Annotated in this window: 15 protein-coding genes; 9 read left to right on the top strand and 6 right to left on the bottom strand. The window is 60.6% G+C overall.

Annotated elements, in window-relative coordinates; genetic code table 11:
* From AB5Y68_RS17030 to AB5Y68_RS17010, 5 genes are all read right to left on the bottom strand, one after another.
* Nucleotides 1-633: an NADH:ubiquinone reductase (Na(+)-transporting) subunit D gene (locus AB5Y68_RS17030; protein WP_005303545.1), complete on the bottom strand. Its 633-nt coding sequence runs from the start codon at nucleotides 631-633 to the stop codon at nucleotides 1-3.
* A complete protein-coding gene (locus AB5Y68_RS17025) occupies nucleotides 626-1,414 on the bottom strand; it encodes a Na(+)-translocating NADH-quinone reductase subunit C (RefSeq protein ID WP_039040709.1) in 789 nt (262 codons plus the stop codon). The genes AB5Y68_RS17030 and AB5Y68_RS17025 overlap by 8 nt, the downstream gene beginning before the upstream one ends.
* Nucleotides 1,404-2,633: an NADH:ubiquinone reductase (Na(+)-transporting) subunit B gene (locus AB5Y68_RS17020; RefSeq protein ID WP_010673367.1), complete on the bottom strand. Its 1,230-nt coding sequence runs from the start codon at nucleotides 2,631-2,633 to the stop codon at nucleotides 1,404-1,406. The genes AB5Y68_RS17025 and AB5Y68_RS17020 overlap by 11 nt, the downstream gene beginning before the upstream one ends.
* 3 nt (nucleotides 2,634-2,636) lie before the next feature.
* The gene (locus AB5Y68_RS17015) at nucleotides 2,637-3,980 is read right to left on the bottom strand and encodes a Na(+)-translocating NADH-quinone reductase subunit A (RefSeq protein WP_029313920.1); all 1,344 of its coding nucleotides are present in this window, start codon (nucleotides 3,978-3,980) and stop codon (nucleotides 2,637-2,639) included.
* A gap of 419 nt (nucleotides 3,981-4,399) precedes the next feature.
* A complete protein-coding gene (locus tag AB5Y68_RS17010) occupies nucleotides 4,400-4,708 on the bottom strand; it encodes a BolA family transcriptional regulator (RefSeq protein ID WP_039040717.1) in 309 nt (102 codons plus the stop codon).
* Between the two features lie 207 nt (nucleotides 4,709-4,915).
* Here AB5Y68_RS17010 and AB5Y68_RS17005 point away from each other — a divergent pair, with 207 nt between their 5' ends.
* The 6 genes from AB5Y68_RS17005 (at nucleotide 4,916) to AB5Y68_RS16980 (ending at nucleotide 10,108) form a co-directional block, all read left to right on the top strand.
* Complete coding sequence (locus AB5Y68_RS17005) at nucleotides 4,916-6,049, top strand: methyltransferase (RefSeq protein WP_039040710.1); 1,134 nt, start codon at nucleotides 4,916-4,918, stop codon at nucleotides 6,047-6,049.
* A 24-nt stretch (nucleotides 6,050-6,073) separates the two neighbouring features.
* The gene (locus tag AB5Y68_RS17000) at nucleotides 6,074-6,646 is read left to right on the top strand and encodes a YajG family lipoprotein (RefSeq protein ID WP_039040711.1); all 573 of its coding nucleotides are present in this window, start codon (nucleotides 6,074-6,076) and stop codon (nucleotides 6,644-6,646) included.
* 14 nt (nucleotides 6,647-6,660) lie between these two features.
* Nucleotides 6,661-7,212 (top strand): peptidylprolyl isomerase, encoded by a 552-nt coding sequence (locus AB5Y68_RS16995; protein ID WP_010673361.1) that lies wholly within the window; start codon nucleotides 6,661-6,663, stop codon nucleotides 7,210-7,212.
* Nucleotides 7,213-7,326: 114 nt separating this feature from the next.
* Nucleotides 7,327-7,656 (top strand): hypothetical protein, encoded by a 330-nt coding sequence (locus AB5Y68_RS16990; protein ID WP_039040712.1) that lies wholly within the window; start codon nucleotides 7,327-7,329, stop codon nucleotides 7,654-7,656.
* Nucleotides 7,657-7,843: 187 nt separating this feature from the next.
* Nucleotides 7,844-9,145: an MFS transporter gene (locus AB5Y68_RS16985; RefSeq protein WP_039040718.1), complete on the top strand. Its 1,302-nt coding sequence runs from the start codon at nucleotides 7,844-7,846 to the stop codon at nucleotides 9,143-9,145.
* Between the two features lie 156 nt (nucleotides 9,146-9,301).
* Complete coding sequence (locus tag AB5Y68_RS16980; RefSeq protein WP_039040713.1) at nucleotides 9,302-10,108, top strand: outer membrane protein OmpK; 807 nt, start codon at nucleotides 9,302-9,304, stop codon at nucleotides 10,106-10,108.
* 103 nt (nucleotides 10,109-10,211) lie between these two features.
* Here the strand turns inward: AB5Y68_RS16980 and AB5Y68_RS16975 are convergent, their stop codons facing one another.
* Nucleotides 10,212-10,694, bottom strand: a complete 483-nt coding sequence (locus AB5Y68_RS16975; protein ID WP_010673357.1) for a YajQ family cyclic di-GMP-binding protein — start codon at nucleotides 10,692-10,694, stop codon at nucleotides 10,212-10,214.
* Nucleotides 10,695-11,050: 356 nt separating this feature from the next.
* Between AB5Y68_RS16975 and AB5Y68_RS16970 the strand changes: the two genes are divergently transcribed.
* From AB5Y68_RS16970 to AB5Y68_RS16960, 3 genes are all read left to right on the top strand, one after another.
* The gene (locus tag AB5Y68_RS16970) at nucleotides 11,051-11,998 is read left to right on the top strand and encodes a ketopantoate reductase family protein (protein ID WP_039040714.1); all 948 of its coding nucleotides are present in this window, start codon (nucleotides 11,051-11,053) and stop codon (nucleotides 11,996-11,998) included.
* Between the two features lie 30 nt (nucleotides 11,999-12,028).
* Nucleotides 12,029-12,604 carry a DJ-1 family glyoxalase III gene (locus AB5Y68_RS16965; protein WP_039040715.1) on the top strand — a complete coding sequence of 192 codons (576 nt, stop codon included), beginning with the start codon at nucleotides 12,029-12,031 and terminating at the stop codon, nucleotides 12,602-12,604.
* 319 nt (nucleotides 12,605-12,923) lie between these two features.
* The gene (locus tag AB5Y68_RS16960; protein ID WP_039040716.1) at nucleotides 12,924-14,414 is read left to right on the top strand and encodes a SulP family inorganic anion transporter; all 1,491 of its coding nucleotides are present in this window, start codon (nucleotides 12,924-12,926) and stop codon (nucleotides 14,412-14,414) included.
* The last annotated feature ends 128 nt before the right edge of the window (nucleotides 14,415-14,542 follow it).

Below are 14,542 nucleotides of genomic sequence, written 5' to 3'. Positions count from 1 at the left end.
TTAATCCTTCGCCTCCACCTGCTTGGGATCCTTGGTGCGCACGCCCCAGATGATCAGACCAATGATGAAGAACGCACTCGGCGGCAGCAGCAGCAGGCCGTTGGGCACATACCAGCCACCATTGTTCACCAGCGGCAGCAGCTCGATGCCGAACCAGGTGCCGGAACCCAGGATCTCGCGCACGGTGGCCACGGTCAGCAGCACGGCGCCATAACCCAGACCGTTGCCAATACCGTCCAGGAAGGAGGGCAGCGGGGCACTCTTCATGGCGTAGGCTTCGGCACGACCCATCACGATACAGTTGGTGATGATGAGGCCGACGAACACCGACAGCTGCTTGGAGATGTCGTAGGCATACGCCTTGAGCACCTGGTCAACCACGATAACCAGCGAGGCAATCACCGCCATCTGGGCGATGATCCGCACGCTGTTCGGGATCTGGTTGCGGATCAGAGAGATGAACAGGTTGGAGAAGGCGGTGACCGCGGTAACGGCCAGCGTCATCACGAACGCCGTCTTCATCTGGCTGGTAACGGCCAGCGCGGAACAGACACCCAGCACCTGCAGTGCGATGGGGTTGTTGCCGAGCACAGGCGTCAACAGCAACTTTTTCATTTCGCTCTTGTCAGCCATTGTTGATTTCTCCTGCACGTACCTTGGCCAGGAAGGGACCGAAGCCCTTGGGGCCCATCCAGAAGTCGAAGGTGTGCTGTACACCATTACCGGTCAGGGTTGCACCAGACAGGCCGTCGATTTCATGCTCGGAACCAGCCGGAGCATGGCCCTTGATCACCCGCAGCGCAGGCTGACCGTTCTGGTCGAACAGCTTCTTGCCGACGAACAGCTCGCGCCAGGCCGGGTTCTCGATCTCGCCACCCAGACCCGGGGTTTCACCATGGTCATAGTAGGTGATGCCCTTGATGGTCTGACCGTCGGCCGCGACCGCTACGAAGGCATACATGGTGGACCACAGACCCTGGCCGTAGATCGGCAGGATGATGTTGTCCACCTTGCCTTCGGCATCTTTCGCGAAGAACACGGGAACCAGCTTGGAGATTTGACGCAGGCCGGCCTTGTCGTCGGCCGGGGCCAGACGGATGCTCTTGGCCGGATCCTTGGCGGCAACCTTGGTGTCGAAGTTGTCGGCGTCGCCGTCAACGAACTCACCAGTGGTCAGATCCACCAGACGCGCTTCAATCTTGTCGCCATAGAGCTGGGCCAGGTCACGCTTGGCCACGGCGCTGATGTCGACGCCGGCGACGGACAGGATGTTGCTTTGCTTGTCCAGTGCCTTGTTTTCCAGCTGGGCCGGACGCAGACCCACGGCAGCCACGGAGACCACGATGGAGCAGACCAGACACAGACCGGTCACTACGGCGAGGGTGCCGGTAGTAGAGTCTTTATTAAACGCCACGTGCGATCCTCCGCTTGATGTTCGCCTGCGCCACGAAATGATCAAACAAGGGGGCAAACAGGTTGGCGAACAGAATGGCCAGCATCATGCCTTCCGGGAATGCAGGGTTCACTACCCGGATCAGCACCACCATCACGCCGATCAGGGCGCCATACCACCACTTGCCCTTGTTGGTGAAGGCAGCGGAGACGGGGTCGGTCGCCATGAAGGCCATGCCGAACGCGAAGCCACCCAACACCAGGTGCCAGTGCCACGGCATGCTGAACATGGGGTTGGTATCGGAACCGATGACGTTGAACAGCAGGGAGGTCGCGACCATGCCGACCATGACGCCGGCGATGATGCGCCAGGAGGCGATGCGCATGTAGACGATCATGGCTGCGCCGATGAGGATCATCAGGGTGGAAACTTCACCGATGGAACCGGGCAGGTTGCCAAGGAAGGCATCCATCCAGCTGATGGCTTCACCGGTGGCACCGTTGATCAGCGCCATCTGGCCGCCCTGGGCCCACTGGCTCAGTGCGGTTGCGCCGGAGAAGCCGTCAACGGCAACCCAGACCGCATCACCGGAGATTTGACCCGGGTAGGCGAAGAACAGGAAGGCACGACCCGCCAACGCCGGGTTCAGGAAGTTTTTGCCGGTGCCACCGAACACTTCCTTGGCCAGCACCACACCGAAGGTGATACCCAGGGCAGCTTGCCACAGGGGCAGCTCGGGCGGCACGATCAGGGCGAACAGGATGGAGGTCACGAAGAAGCCTTCGTTGATCTCGTGCTTGCGCACCATGGCGAACAACACTTCCCAGAAACCACCGACGATGAAGACGGTGATGTAGATCGGGAAGAAGTGCGCCGCACCGATCAGCATCTTGCTGCCGATGCCGGCGACGGCCGGATCCAGCGAGGCACCGAACAGGGTGGCCAGGGCGTATTGCCAGGAATCGGCACCGGCCGCGCTGCCCATGTGGGCGATGGCGGCGATGGACTGGTTGCCGACGTTGTACATGCCCCAGAACATGGCCGGGAACACGGCCAGCCACACCATGATCATCATGCGCTTCAGATCGATCGCATCACGGACGTGGGCGGCATTGCGGGTCACGGAACCCGGGGTATAAAACAGGGTGTACGCCGCTTCGAACAGGGCATAGTACTTGGCGTACTTGCCACCCGGCTCGAAGTGATGTTCCATATTTTCAAGAAGTTGCTTGAAACTCATCGCTTAACCTTCCAGTTCGATCTTGGTCAGGCACTCACGCAAGACGGGGCCGTACTCTGTCTTGCCGGGGCAGACGAAGGTACAGAGCGCCAAATCTTCCTCATCCAGCTCCAGGCAGCCGAGCGCCTGCGCGCTGTCGGTGTCACCGGAGATCAGATCCCGCAGCAGCAGGGTCGGCAGGATGTCGAGCGGCATCACACGCTCATAGTTGCCGATAGGCACCATGGAGCGATCACTACCGTTGGTGGTGGTAGTGAAGTTGATGAGTTTGCCCTTCATCAGGTGAGAGAGGGTGGTACGGGTGATGGAGAACTTGTTGGCACTGGGTTTGACCCAGCCCATGAACTCTTTCTCACGGCCTTCGCCCAGCACGCTCACCTGGTTGTGGAAGCGACCCAGATAGTCATGGACCCCTTCGGCCTTGGCACCGCTCAGCAGGGAACCGGAGATGATGCGGTTTTCGTCCGCACGCAGCTCGTTGTTGGTCAGCTGGCTGAGGCTGGCACCCAGACGGGTACGCAGCAGACGCGGCTTGATGACGTTCGGGCCAGCCAGGGAGATCACCTTGTCGGTGAAGATCTGGCCGGTGGTGAACAGCTTGCCGTAAGCGATCACGTCCTGATAGTTGATGTGCCACTGCACCTTGTTGGCACCGACCGGATCCAGGAAGTGGATGTGGGTGCCCGGCAGACCGGCGGGATGCGGACCGACGAACACGGCTTCCTTGACCTGGGCCAGGGAGGAGTGCGGCAGGCTGGCTTCGCCCTTGCAGACGTGGACGGTACCATCGGTCAGGCGGGTCAGCACGGCCAGACCGTCGAGGAAGGCCTGGGCCTGTTCCTTGATGATCAGCTCCGCACTGGCGGCCAGCGGGTTGGTGTCCATGGCGGTGACGAAGATGGCGCGCGGGGTGGAACCCACGGCCGGCACCTTGCTGAACGGGCGGGTACGCAGCGCGGTCCATTGGCCTGATGCGACCAGGATCTCCTGCACCTTGCTACGCTCGAGCTGTGCCAGCTCGGCGGAGGCAAAATGCTCAAAGGTCACCTGCTCGTCGGACCCATCGATGTCGATGACGACGGACTGGAGAACACGCTTGGCACCACGGTTGATCTCAGAAACCACACCGGTGGCAGGGGCCGTGAATTTAACGCCGGGATTCTTCTTATCTTCGAAGAGCTCCTGACCTTTAATGACGCGATCACCTACTTTGACAAACATAGTAGGACGCATCCCCACGAACTCTTCGCCGAGTGTAGCAACACGGGTGATGGCCGGGCCATCGTAGATTACTTGCTCCGGAGCACCCAGCACGGGGATGTCCAGTCCTCTTTTAATTGTAATCATACTCACTTGCACTACCGTTAAGGGAAGACAGGTTGGTTAGCGCCGAGAAATACATCACGACGAGTTGTTGAATGAGCCCGTCAACATCGCGGAAAGCTGTCGAAGAAATAAACAAATCAGCAACATACAGGATCATTCAAAAGCGCCTGAGTTTACCACCTTAGGCGAGTTAGCCGCCACGCCAAATGGGGAAAATCCCCGCCCTATCACAAAATTAACCTTCACTGAATATTTCGCGCACGTCCTTGCAAGCCGTGGTTTTAAAGGACTTTTCGCAAAACTAACCATATAGAGGTATTTTTCAGGCGTAAGGAAAAGGATTAGAAAAAATAATGCTACACCCCTCATCCCTGGCGGCACACCATTCGTGATAGCGCTGTTAATGGCCCGAGGAAGGCACCATCAGAAGGTCCAACGGCTCACGCAAAGGGGGATTTGCTGACGCAACCCGGCGTCTTTGGCGCCTGCTCCCTGGCCTGCCACTCGGATTCGGTATAGGTATGCAGCGCCAATGCATGAATGGCTCCCGCCAGCTCGTCGGCCAGCACCCCGTTCACCTGACGATGGCGACCCAGCAAACGCTGTCCCTCAAACGCCTGGCTCACCACGATTACCTTGAAGTGGCTTTCGGAGCCCGGTGCCACCCTGTGCATGTAGCTTTCATTGATCACTTCCAGGTGGCTCGGGGAGAGCGCGGCGGCCAGCTTGGCCTCTATCTGTTGTTGCATGCTCACGGTAAGGACTCCTCGTTGAATATCTGGCCATTGTAGCCAGGGTTGTGCGCCCGATGCATCAGGTACGAAGGATCCGCTCGCTCTCGCCGCACCGGACTGGTGAATTTCTCCGCCGCCGCTAGAATAGCGCCACTTTCACCGCTGCCGGGCAACACGGGGCAGACGGTCGCCATTCATCAATCACACGTTGGACTCTTGCCTATGCAAACCCTGCTCGACACGGCCCACTGCCGCCTGACCCTGTATCGTTACCCACGGCAGAGCCAGGACCCCCTGCAGGCCTGGGATGCGGCGGACGAGTATCTGATAAGCCACCTTGCCGAATCGCAGCAGGCACCTGACGGCCCCGTCATCATCATGAACGACGGCTTCGGCGCCCTGGCCGGCTACCTGCATGCCCACGCCCCCGTCTGCGTGACCGACTCCCACATCAGCGAGCGGGCCACCCTGGCCAATCTGGCGGAAAACGGGCTGGATCCCCACGCCATCACCCTGCAGGATGCCCTGGCCCCCCTGCCCGATGCCCCCGCCCTGGTGGTGATCAAGGTCTCCAAGTATCAGGCGCTGCTGGAGCAGCAACTGCTTGCCCTGCGCGGGGTCGTGACCCCTGCGACCCGCATCATTGCTGCCGGCAAGGCCAAGGACATCCACACCTCCACCCTCAAGCTGTTCGAGAAGTATCTGGGGGAGACCCGCACCTCGCTCGCCTGGAAGAAGGCACGCCTCATTCATTGCACCCCGGCCGCCGAGCGCCCGTCCCTGACCAGTCCCTTCCCGACCGTCTGGCCGCTGGAAGGCACCGACATGCTCATCCACAACCATGCCAACGTGTTCTCGCGCACGAGCCTGGATATCGGCGCCCGCTTCATGCTGGACAACCTGCCCATCCACAGTGCCCGCAGAGTGATCGATCTGGGATGTGGCAATGGCGTGCTCGGGCTCTCCCTGCTCGCGCGGGACAGCGAGGTGGAGGTGACCTTCATCGACGAATCCCGGATGGCGGTGGCGTCCGCACGGCTCAACGTCGAGCACAACCTGCCCGATGCCCTGCCCCGTGCCCACTTCATGGTCAACAACTGTCTCGATGACGTTCCCGTCGGGGCAGCGGACAGGATCCTCTGCAATCCCCCCTTCCATCAGTTGCAGGCGATCACCGATCACATCGCCTGGCAGATGTTCAGCGATGCCCACCGGGTGTTGCCTCGGGGGGGCGAACTCTGGATAGTAGGCAACCGTCATCTGGACTATCACAACAAACTCAAGCGCCTGTTTGGCAACGCACAAGTCGTTGCGTCGAACAGCAAATTCGTTATTTTGAAAGCCATCAAACGCTAAAGATAAAGCTAAAGGAAACCCATGATGAAAAAGTCACTCTTGCTGCTGGCCGCTCTGGTATTGGGCGGTTGTGCTACTCACTGGCCCGAGAGCGCCCTGCTCAACCCGCAAGTCATCCCCTCCAACCAGCAGTACTACTCCGGCAACCGCATCACCATGGAAGGGGTGGACAAACGTGAAGCCGCCTATGTTTTCTCCATCAAGAAAAAAGAGAAGGCCCCTGTGCTGGTGAACAGCAGTCAGCCTCTCAACAGCCTGCTGGCTGAAAAACTGGCGGAAGGGCTGCGCAGCCAGGGCCTGGAAGTGGGCAACAGCGGCACCACCAACCTGACGCTGGCCATCTCCACTGCCGCCGTCACCGTGGAAGAGAAGACCTTCACCTATGTCACCAAGTCCCGCGTCAGCCTGCAGGTGATTGCCGACTTCCAGGGCAGCAAGCTGACCAAGCAGTTCAACATGTCCTCCAGCAAGGAGGGCCCGGGCGAACCGAGCATGGCCGATCTGGAATCCACTCTGAACCAGCAGCTGGGCAGCGTGCTGCAGCAGATCATGGCCGACGAGGCACTGCGCGGTTATCTCAAGGGCCAGCCGAGCTGAGCGAGGACATATAAATGAAGAAACTCTGGTTACTGGTCACCCTGATCGCCCCCCTGGCTTTTGCCGGTCAAAAAGTCCAGATGGAGACCAACCATGGCACCATCGTCGTGGAGCTGGCCCCCAAACAGGCGCCCCAGACCGTGAAGAACTTCCTGCGCTACGTGGCAGACGGCAGCTATGACGGTAGCCTGTTCCACCGGGTGATCCAGAACTTCGTGGTGCAGGGTGGGGGCTACAACCAGCAGTTCCAGCCCCTGCCGACCTTCGATCCCGTGGTCAACGAGTCCAGAGGCGGCCTGCCCAACAAGCGCGGCACCATCGCCATGGCCCGCACCCAGGCGGTCGACAGCGCCACTCGCCAGTTCTATTTCAATCTGGTGGACAACGACAACCTCAACGCCAATGCCGGCGCCGGTTACACCGTGTTCGGCCAGGTCGTGAAGGGGATGGAGGTGCTGGACAAACTGGCCCAGGTCCAGACCGGCTACAGCTCCATCCTGCGTGCCAACGACGTCCCCACCAGCCCCATCATCCTGAAGAAAGTGGTGCTGCTCGCGGACAAATAACGCGGCCCGGATCACATTCCACCGCGTCCCTGAACGGGTCACCAATCTCTTTTTCTATACTCTGCTCCCCGATGTGTGCCACGCATCGGGGAGCAGAACCAGAAGGAGGAGCCGGTGACCTGTCATGATTACATAACCCAACACGCCGGCCCGCTGGCCCAGGCGGTTCGCCATTTTCTGGCACGCAAGATTCCCTATCAACAGCTGGAAGACTTGAGTTGGCAGCTCCTCTCCCATTGGCAGGCGCTCTGCGTGATCCCCATGGACAAAGCCCCCGCCAACGAGCAGGAAGGGGTGTTCTGGCATCTGCTTCACAGCCTGCACCTGTGGGATGAGCAGCGCCTCCTCTGTGATGACGCCCTGCGTCTGCAACTCATGGCATGCGCCAATTTTCTCGCCGACGGGGGCCCCTGCCCGCACCACTGCATCGGCTCGCGCCCCTGAAACCTGCCGCCCGCCACTCGGCTTGCCTTGGCTACGCCTGCCGAACCTGACAAAATGACCCCCTTTTCCCAGAGGAGTCAGGCTGTTGAACAATCTCCGCCCGCCCAGTCACACACCGGGCCGCGCCACCCGCTGGCGAGATGCCCTCGCCGTCTATCTGGAAGCGCGGGTACTCATCCTGTTTGCCATGGGATTCTCCTCCGGCCTGCCTTTGCTGCTGGTCTTTGGCACCCTCTCGTTCTGGCTGCGCGAGGCGGATGTCAGCCTGACCGACATCGGCTACATGAGCTGGGTAGCGCTGGCCTACGGTTTCAAGTGGCTGTGGTCGCCCCTGGTGGATCGGCTGCCCCTGCCCCTGCTGTCACGGCTGCTTGGGCGGCGACGCAGCTGGATGCTGTTCTCCCAGGTGCTGATCGCCCTCTCCCTGGTGGGGATGGCCTATTGCGATCCCAAGACCCAGCTCGCCCAGCTGGCCCTCTTCGCCCTGCTGGTTGCCTTCTCCTCTGCCACCCAGGACATCGTCATCGACGCCTATCGCATCGAATCTGCTCCCGAGCGGCTGCAGGCGGCCATGGCCGCTTCCTATATGACGGGGTATCGACTCGCCATGATCATGGCGGGAGCGGGGGCACTGGCGCTGGCGGCCTGGCTCGGCAGCAACAGCGGCTATGACTATCGCGGCTGGCAGCTCACCTATCTGCTGATGGGAGGGCTGATGTCTCTTGGCATCCTCACCACCCTGATGAGCCACGAGCCGCAGATCGATCTCAAGAGTCAGGACGAGCAGCAGATGGCGCGCAAGGCCACCCTGCTGGCACGGGGTTGGTCACCCACGCTGGCCGGGCTGGGGGCCTGGACCTACGAGGCCATCTGGTGTCCCTTCGCCGACTTCTTCCGCCGCTATGGCTCCTCGGCCCTGCTGATCCTGGGGCTTATCGCCTGCTATCGCATCTCGGACGTGGTGATGGGGGTGATGTCCAACAGCTTCTATGTGGATCTGCAGTTCAGCAAGACGGAAGTGGCCACCATCACCAAGGTCTATGGCGTCATCATGACGCTGGTGGGGGCCGCGCTCGGGGGCGTGCTGGTGATGCGCTTTGGCACCCTGCGCATCCTGTTCCTCGGCGCCGTGCTGACCGCCAGCACCAACCTGCTGTTCGCTCTCCTCAACGAAGTGGGCCACAACCTGGAGCTGCTGACTCTGATCATCTCGCTGGACAACCTCAGCGCCGGCATCGCCACGGCTGCGTTTGTAACCTATCTATCGAGCCTCACCAACGTCGCCTTCTCCGCCACCCAGTACGCCCTGTTCAGCTCCATCATGCTATTGCTGCCCAAGTTGCTGGCGGGGTTTTCCGGTCGCGTGGTGGAGCAGATCGGCTACAGCCACTTCTTCATCGGCACCAGTCTGCTCGGCATTCCGGTGATGATCCTGATCATCATGGTTGCCAAACGAGGCAGAGCCTTGTCACCACAAACGCACAAATAGCAAGCGTTTGCGCATTTTAGGGGGTGATTAGATTCACAAATCCTGACAAAGTTCCCTGGTGCTTGTTTATCCGCTGAATTTATTTGGCTAGAATCCCTTCCGCTCCTTGTGGGCAGGCTACGGAAAACCTCAACTAACGCACAAGAGACCAATAAAATGGCCAAATTTACCAAGACTCTGATCGCTGCCGGTCTGCTGGCTGCCTCCGCCACTCCGGCCTTCGCTGCCGACTACAGCGGCGACATCCACAAGAACGACTACAAGTGGTTCCAGTTCAACGTGATGCACACCATCGACCAGCTGCCCTACGCAGAGTCCGAAGGTGGTTACAACGATACCTACTTCGAAATGGAGTTTGGTGGCCGTTCCGGTATCTTCGATCTGTACGGTTACGTCGACGTATTCGACATCTTCCAGAACCGTCACGACGACAAGCACAACCAGGACAACCTGTTCATCAAATTTGCACCGCGCATCTCCATCGATGCCATGACCGGCAAAGATCTCTCCTTCGGCCCGGTGCAGGAAGTCTACATCGCCAACCTGATCAACGTCGGTGGTCCGGATGGTCTGTTTGAAGCCATGACCGGTCTGGGGGCAGACGTCATGGTGCCCTGGTTCGGCAAAATGGGCATGAACCTGTATGCCCGTCACGTCAATGAAGGCGGTGGCGAGCAGGGCTGGAACGGCTATCAGTTCTCCATGAACTGGTTCAAGCCTTTCTACACCTTCTCCAACGGCAGCTTCGTAGCCTATCAGGGTTACCTGGATCACCTGTTTGATGCCAAGGACACTTCCACCGACGGTACCGCCATGTTCAACGGCCTGTACTGGCACTCCGACCGCTACGCCGTCGGTTACGGTCTGAAGTACTTCAACGACATCTACGGCATCCAGAACGGTTCCTACGGTCTGAAGACCACTGGTTTCGGCCACTACTTCTCCGTGACCTACAAGTTCTAATCGAACTCGTCACACGGACACAAAAAACCGGAGCAGCTGCTCCGGTTTTTTTTATGCCCTCATGCTGGCAGTGGGGGGAGAGCCGCGCCCTCCCCGTTCGCCATCAATCGCGGAAGTTCTGGAACTGCATCGGCTGGCCCAGTTCGGCGCCACGCACCAGCGCCATGGTCTCTTGCAGATCGTCGCGCTTCTTGCCGGTGACCCGCACCTCGTCGCCCTGGATGGCGGCCTGCACCTTGATCTTGGAATCCTTGATGAGCTTCACCAGCTTCTTGGCCACTTCCTTGTCGATCCCCTGCTTGAACTTCACGGTCAGGTGGAAACGCTTGCCGGAGTGGACGCTGTCACCCACATCCATGGAACTGTTCTCGATCTGGCGCTTGAGCAGGGCGCCGCGCAGGATCTCGACCATCTGCTTGAGCTGGAAATCGGCATCGGCTTCCAGCTTCACTTCTTCCTTGTTCAATTCGAAGCTGGCTTCCACACCACGAAAATCGAAACGGGTCGCCAGTTCACGGTTGGCGTTATCAACGGCGTTCAACACCTCGTTCATTTTGACTTCAGAGACAATATCGAATGACGGCATAGCCGGGCTCCTCATGCTGTACTTCAGGTTGTGCTGACAGGTGGGCAAATCTACCAGAAAACGGGCAAAATTGCTGATTTCGATGGGATTGCTCTGCTAGAATCCCCTGCGCACAGGAATGGTGAGACCCGTTAGAACCCGTTCAGGAGCAGTCGCGAGAGGTCCGACACTCGGTGAAGTGCAGCCCAGGCACCCGTATGGTCATGCATACATGAGGCTCCCTGGCTGCGCATGAGCCTTGAGCACGACCCGGCAACCAGCTCATACCGGTTCCAGGTATTCACCAAGCGACATCTTCCCTTATCCCGGGTTGGCGGTTGACAGGATGGCAGCCCTTCCCATGATCGAGCCTCTTCATGCCAAGCGGATTACGCGACAACAACCTGAAAACACGCCGTCACCCTGTCTCTCCCGAGTGGACCTTGCTGGGCTGCGGCGCCCTGGGCGGCGTCTTCGCCTCCCTGTTGACCCAAAGCGGCCAAGCAACCCGCCTCCTGCTGCGCGAGCGCCATCGTGCCACCTTGCACCCCGGCGTCGACTTTACCTCCCTTGAGGGGCATACCCAGCTCCTGGCCATCGAACGCGCCTTCATCGACAAGCCGGGCAGCATCAAACGCCTGCTGGTGATGACCAAAGCGGGGCAGGTGATATCGGCCCTCACTCCTCTGGTCGGGCAACTGGCGGCAGGAGTGCCCATCGTGCTGCTGCACAACGGCATGGGGATCGCCGATCAGGTGGTCGCACTCTTCCCCGACAATCCGGTGATCGCCGGCGTCACCAGCCATGGCGCCATGCAGAGCGGCCACTTCGTGTTCCGCCACACCGGCAAGGGGGAGACCTGGCTGGGCCCAATCAACGAAGCGGCCCGTGCCCATGCCCACCTCGCCGACGAGCTGGCCAGCGCCCTGGGTCAGGCCGGTTGGGATGAGCAGATCCTGACACGCCAGTGGCAGAAACTCGCCGTCAACTGCGCCATCAATCCCCTCACCGCGCTCTACAAGCTCAAGAACGGCGAATTGGCCGGTCCGCGTTTTGCCGATGCCCTGCAGCAAATCTGCGTGGAAGTGGCTGATGTCATGCGGGCAGAAGGTCAGCCTACCGGCAGCGAAGAGCTGTTGCGCCGTGTCATGATGGTGGTGGAGCTCACCGCCGACAATTACTCTTCCATGTATCAGGACATGGAACAGGGCCGCGAGACCGAGATCGAAGCCATCACCGGCTTCCTGCTGGGCAAGGCCGCCCTTCACGGTATCGCGGTGCCGGTCAATCAGGGCCTCTATCAGGCCGTCAAAGAGAAGCGCTGAGCAGAGCAGCTGGCAAGCAAGGAGTGCAGGATGAGCGTACTGGTACTGGTGGCCCCCGGGTCGGAAGAGATAGAGACGGTTGCCATCGTCGATACCCTGGTTCGGGGTGGCATCGATGTGGTGCTGGCCTCCTGCTGCCCCACTGGAGCGCGCCAGATCCGAGCCTCTCGCGGGGTGCAACTGGTGGCGGATTGCCATCTCGACGAGCTGACCACCCGTGACTTCGATGCCATGGTCGTACCGGGCGGTCTGCCCGGCAGCGAAGTGATCCGCGACACCCCCCTCGCCATCGACCTGCTACGGGAGCAGGCAGGCCTCGGCCGCTGGCGCGCCGCCATCTGCGCCGCACCCGCCGTGGTACTGCACCATCACGGCTTGCTGGGGGATGCGAGCACCACCTGCCATCCGGGCTTTCAGGCCCGTCTGCCCGCGACACAATTGAGCACGGCGCGGGTCGTGACCGATGAAGCCCATCGCCTGATCACCAGCCAGGGCCCGGGTACCGCCATCGAGTTCGCCCTTGAGATAGTACGGGTACTGCGAGGTGACGAGGCCGCCCGCGCGGTCGCAGGCCCCATGGTGCTGCCCCCCTCACTATCGCCATAACCACATCGGGCACTCCTATGAAAGCGGCAGAGCCCCCTTGCTTGGTCTATGTTGGCTGCTCTTGTGCTAGATAAAACAATCCGGGCTTCCCCGGCCTGGCACCGGCTGTTAACATGCGCCCCTTATGCCTGTTATGTGCTCTGGGGTGGCCGTCACGCCGCCCTGACCCTGCCCTGTGCGGCCTCTGCCGCCTGACTCCGGTTATGCCGACCGGCCGGTTTACCCGACCATCAACAGCCAGTCCAATCCTGTGATCCCCGCCATTCCCCCTGATTTGCGGGCCTGTGGCCAGGGATCCTCAACGAGCGAGAAAATCCCCATGCTGGAACGTGCAAGACAAGAGTGGTTCTCCAACATACGGGGCGATCTGCTGTCAGGCATCGTCGTCGCCCTGGCGCTGATCCCGGAGGCCATCGCCTTCTCCATCATTGCGGGCGTCGACCCCAAGGTCGGCCTCTATGCCTCCTTCTGCATCGCCGTGGTCATCGCCTTCGTCGGCGGTCGTCCCGGCATGATTTCCGCCGCCACCGGCGCCATGGCGCTCCTGATGGTGACCCTGGTCAAGGAACATGGCCTGCAGTATCTGCTGGCGGCCACCCTGCTCACCGGCCTCTTCCAGATAGCGGCGGGCTACCTCAGGCTCGGCAGCCTGATGCGATTCGTCTCCCGCTCCGTGGTGACCGGCTTCGTCAACGCCCTGGCCATCCTTATCTTCATGGCCCAGCTGCCCGAACTCACCAACGTCACCTGGCAGGTCTATGCCATGACCGCGGCCGGGCTTGGCATCATCTATCTGTTCCCGCTTGTTCCCGTGGTGGGCAAACTGCTCCCCTCCCCCCTGCTGTGCATCGTCGTCCTGACGGCGGTGGCCATCACCCTGGGCATCGACATCCGTACCGTGGGCGACATGGGCGAGCTGCCCGATACCCTGCCGGTCTTCCTCTGGCCCGACGTGCCCCTCAATCTGGAGACCCTGTCCATCATCTTCCCCTATTCAGCGGGGCTGGCGGTGGTGGGACTGCTCGAGTCCATGATGACGGCAGCCATCGTCGACGAGATGACCGACACCCCAAGCGATCGCAACCGCGAGTGCAAGGGTCAGGGGATCGCCAACATAGGCGCCGGTCTGCTGGGAGGCATGGCGGGGTGCGCCATGATTGGCCAGTCCGTCATCAACATCAAATCCGGTGGCCGCGGCCGCCTCTCCACCTTCGTGGCGGGGACCCTGCTCATCCTGATGGTGGTCTTCATGGATGAGTGGATCCGTCAGATCCCCATGGCCGCCCTGGTGGCCGTGATGATCATGGTCTCCATCGGCACGTTTTCCTGGGAGTCGGTACGCAACCTGAAGAGCCACCCCCTCTCCACCAACCTGGTGATGGTGACCACTGTCGCCGTGGTGGTCGCGACCCACAACCTGGCACTCGGGGTCTTCGTGGGGGTGCTGCTCGCCTCTCTCTTCTTCGCCCACAAGGTTGCCCGCGTCATGGTGGTCAAGAGCGACAGCGAGCGCAGCGGCGCCGTGCGTACCTATCTGGTGCGGGGCCAGGTCTTCTTTGCCAGCGCCGAGCAGTTCCTGGCCAGTTTCGATTTCAGGGAGGAAGTGGAGAAGGTGGTCATCGACCTGATGCACGCCCACTTCTGGGACATCACCGCCATCACGGCCCTCGACAAGGTGGTCATCAAGTTCCGCCGCGAGGGGAAAGAGGTGGCGGTCATCGGCCTGAACGACGCCAGTGCCACCCTGGTCGATCGCTTTGCCATCCACGACAAACGCCAGGAGGGAGAGCCCCTGCTGGCCGAGCATTGATCCCGGCGCCCCATGAGGGCGCTGCCTGCAAGCCATAAAAAAAGGCGCTGTCCCAATTATGTGTTGGAAGGCTAATCTGGAAGTAGGTCATCACCGCAAGGACCTTCATCATGGATACGCCAGCCTTC

Origin of the sequence: Aeromonas sp. R6-1 (assembly GCF_040908165.1) — a bacterium.
Taxonomy (GTDB): Bacteria; Pseudomonadota; Gammaproteobacteria; order Enterobacterales; family Aeromonadaceae; genus Aeromonas; species Aeromonas caviae.
The sequence above is the reverse complement of the archived record's forward strand: the minus strand, read 5'-3'. Positions and strand labels throughout refer to the sequence as shown.

Bases quoted from the DNA above. Each gene is read 5' to 3' on its own strand.
- AB5Y68_RS17015 (WP_029313920.1), bottom strand. From the start codon at position 3,980: ATGATTACAATTAAAAGAGGACTGGACATCCCCGTGCTGGGTGCTCCG.
- AB5Y68_RS17020 (WP_010673367.1), bottom strand. From the start codon at position 2,633: ATGAGTTTCAAGCAACTTCTTGAAAATATGGAACATCACTTCGAGCCG.
- AB5Y68_RS16975 (WP_010673357.1), bottom strand. From the start codon at position 10,694: ATGCCGTCATTCGATATTGTCTCTGAAGTCAAAATGAACGAGGTGTTG.
- AB5Y68_RS17010 (WP_039040717.1), bottom strand. From the start codon at position 4,708: ATGCAACAACAGATAGAGGCCAAGCTGGCCGCCGCGCTCTCCCCGAGC.
- AB5Y68_RS16960 (WP_039040716.1), top strand. From the start codon at position 12,924: ATGCTGGAACGTGCAAGACAAGAGTGGTTCTCCAACATACGGGGCGAT.
- AB5Y68_RS16970 (WP_039040714.1), top strand. From the start codon at position 11,051: ATGCCAAGCGGATTACGCGACAACAACCTGAAAACACGCCGTCACCCT.
- AB5Y68_RS17000 (WP_039040711.1), top strand. From the start codon at position 6,074: ATGAAAAAGTCACTCTTGCTGCTGGCCGCTCTGGTATTGGGCGGTTGT.
- AB5Y68_RS16965 (WP_039040715.1), top strand. From the start codon at position 12,029: ATGAGCGTACTGGTACTGGTGGCCCCCGGGTCGGAAGAGATAGAGACG.
- AB5Y68_RS16995 (WP_010673361.1), top strand. From the start codon at position 6,661: ATGAAGAAACTCTGGTTACTGGTCACCCTGATCGCCCCCCTGGCTTTT.
- AB5Y68_RS17030 (WP_005303545.1), bottom strand. From the start codon at position 633: ATGGCTGACAAGAGCGAAATGAAAAAGTTGCTGTTGACGCCTGTGCTC.
- AB5Y68_RS17005 (WP_039040710.1), top strand. From the start codon at position 4,916: ATGCAAACCCTGCTCGACACGGCCCACTGCCGCCTGACCCTGTATCGT.
- AB5Y68_RS16985 (WP_039040718.1), top strand. From the start codon at position 7,844: ATGGGATTCTCCTCCGGCCTGCCTTTGCTGCTGGTCTTTGGCACCCTC.
- AB5Y68_RS16980 (WP_039040713.1), top strand. From the start codon at position 9,302: ATGGCCAAATTTACCAAGACTCTGATCGCTGCCGGTCTGCTGGCTGCC.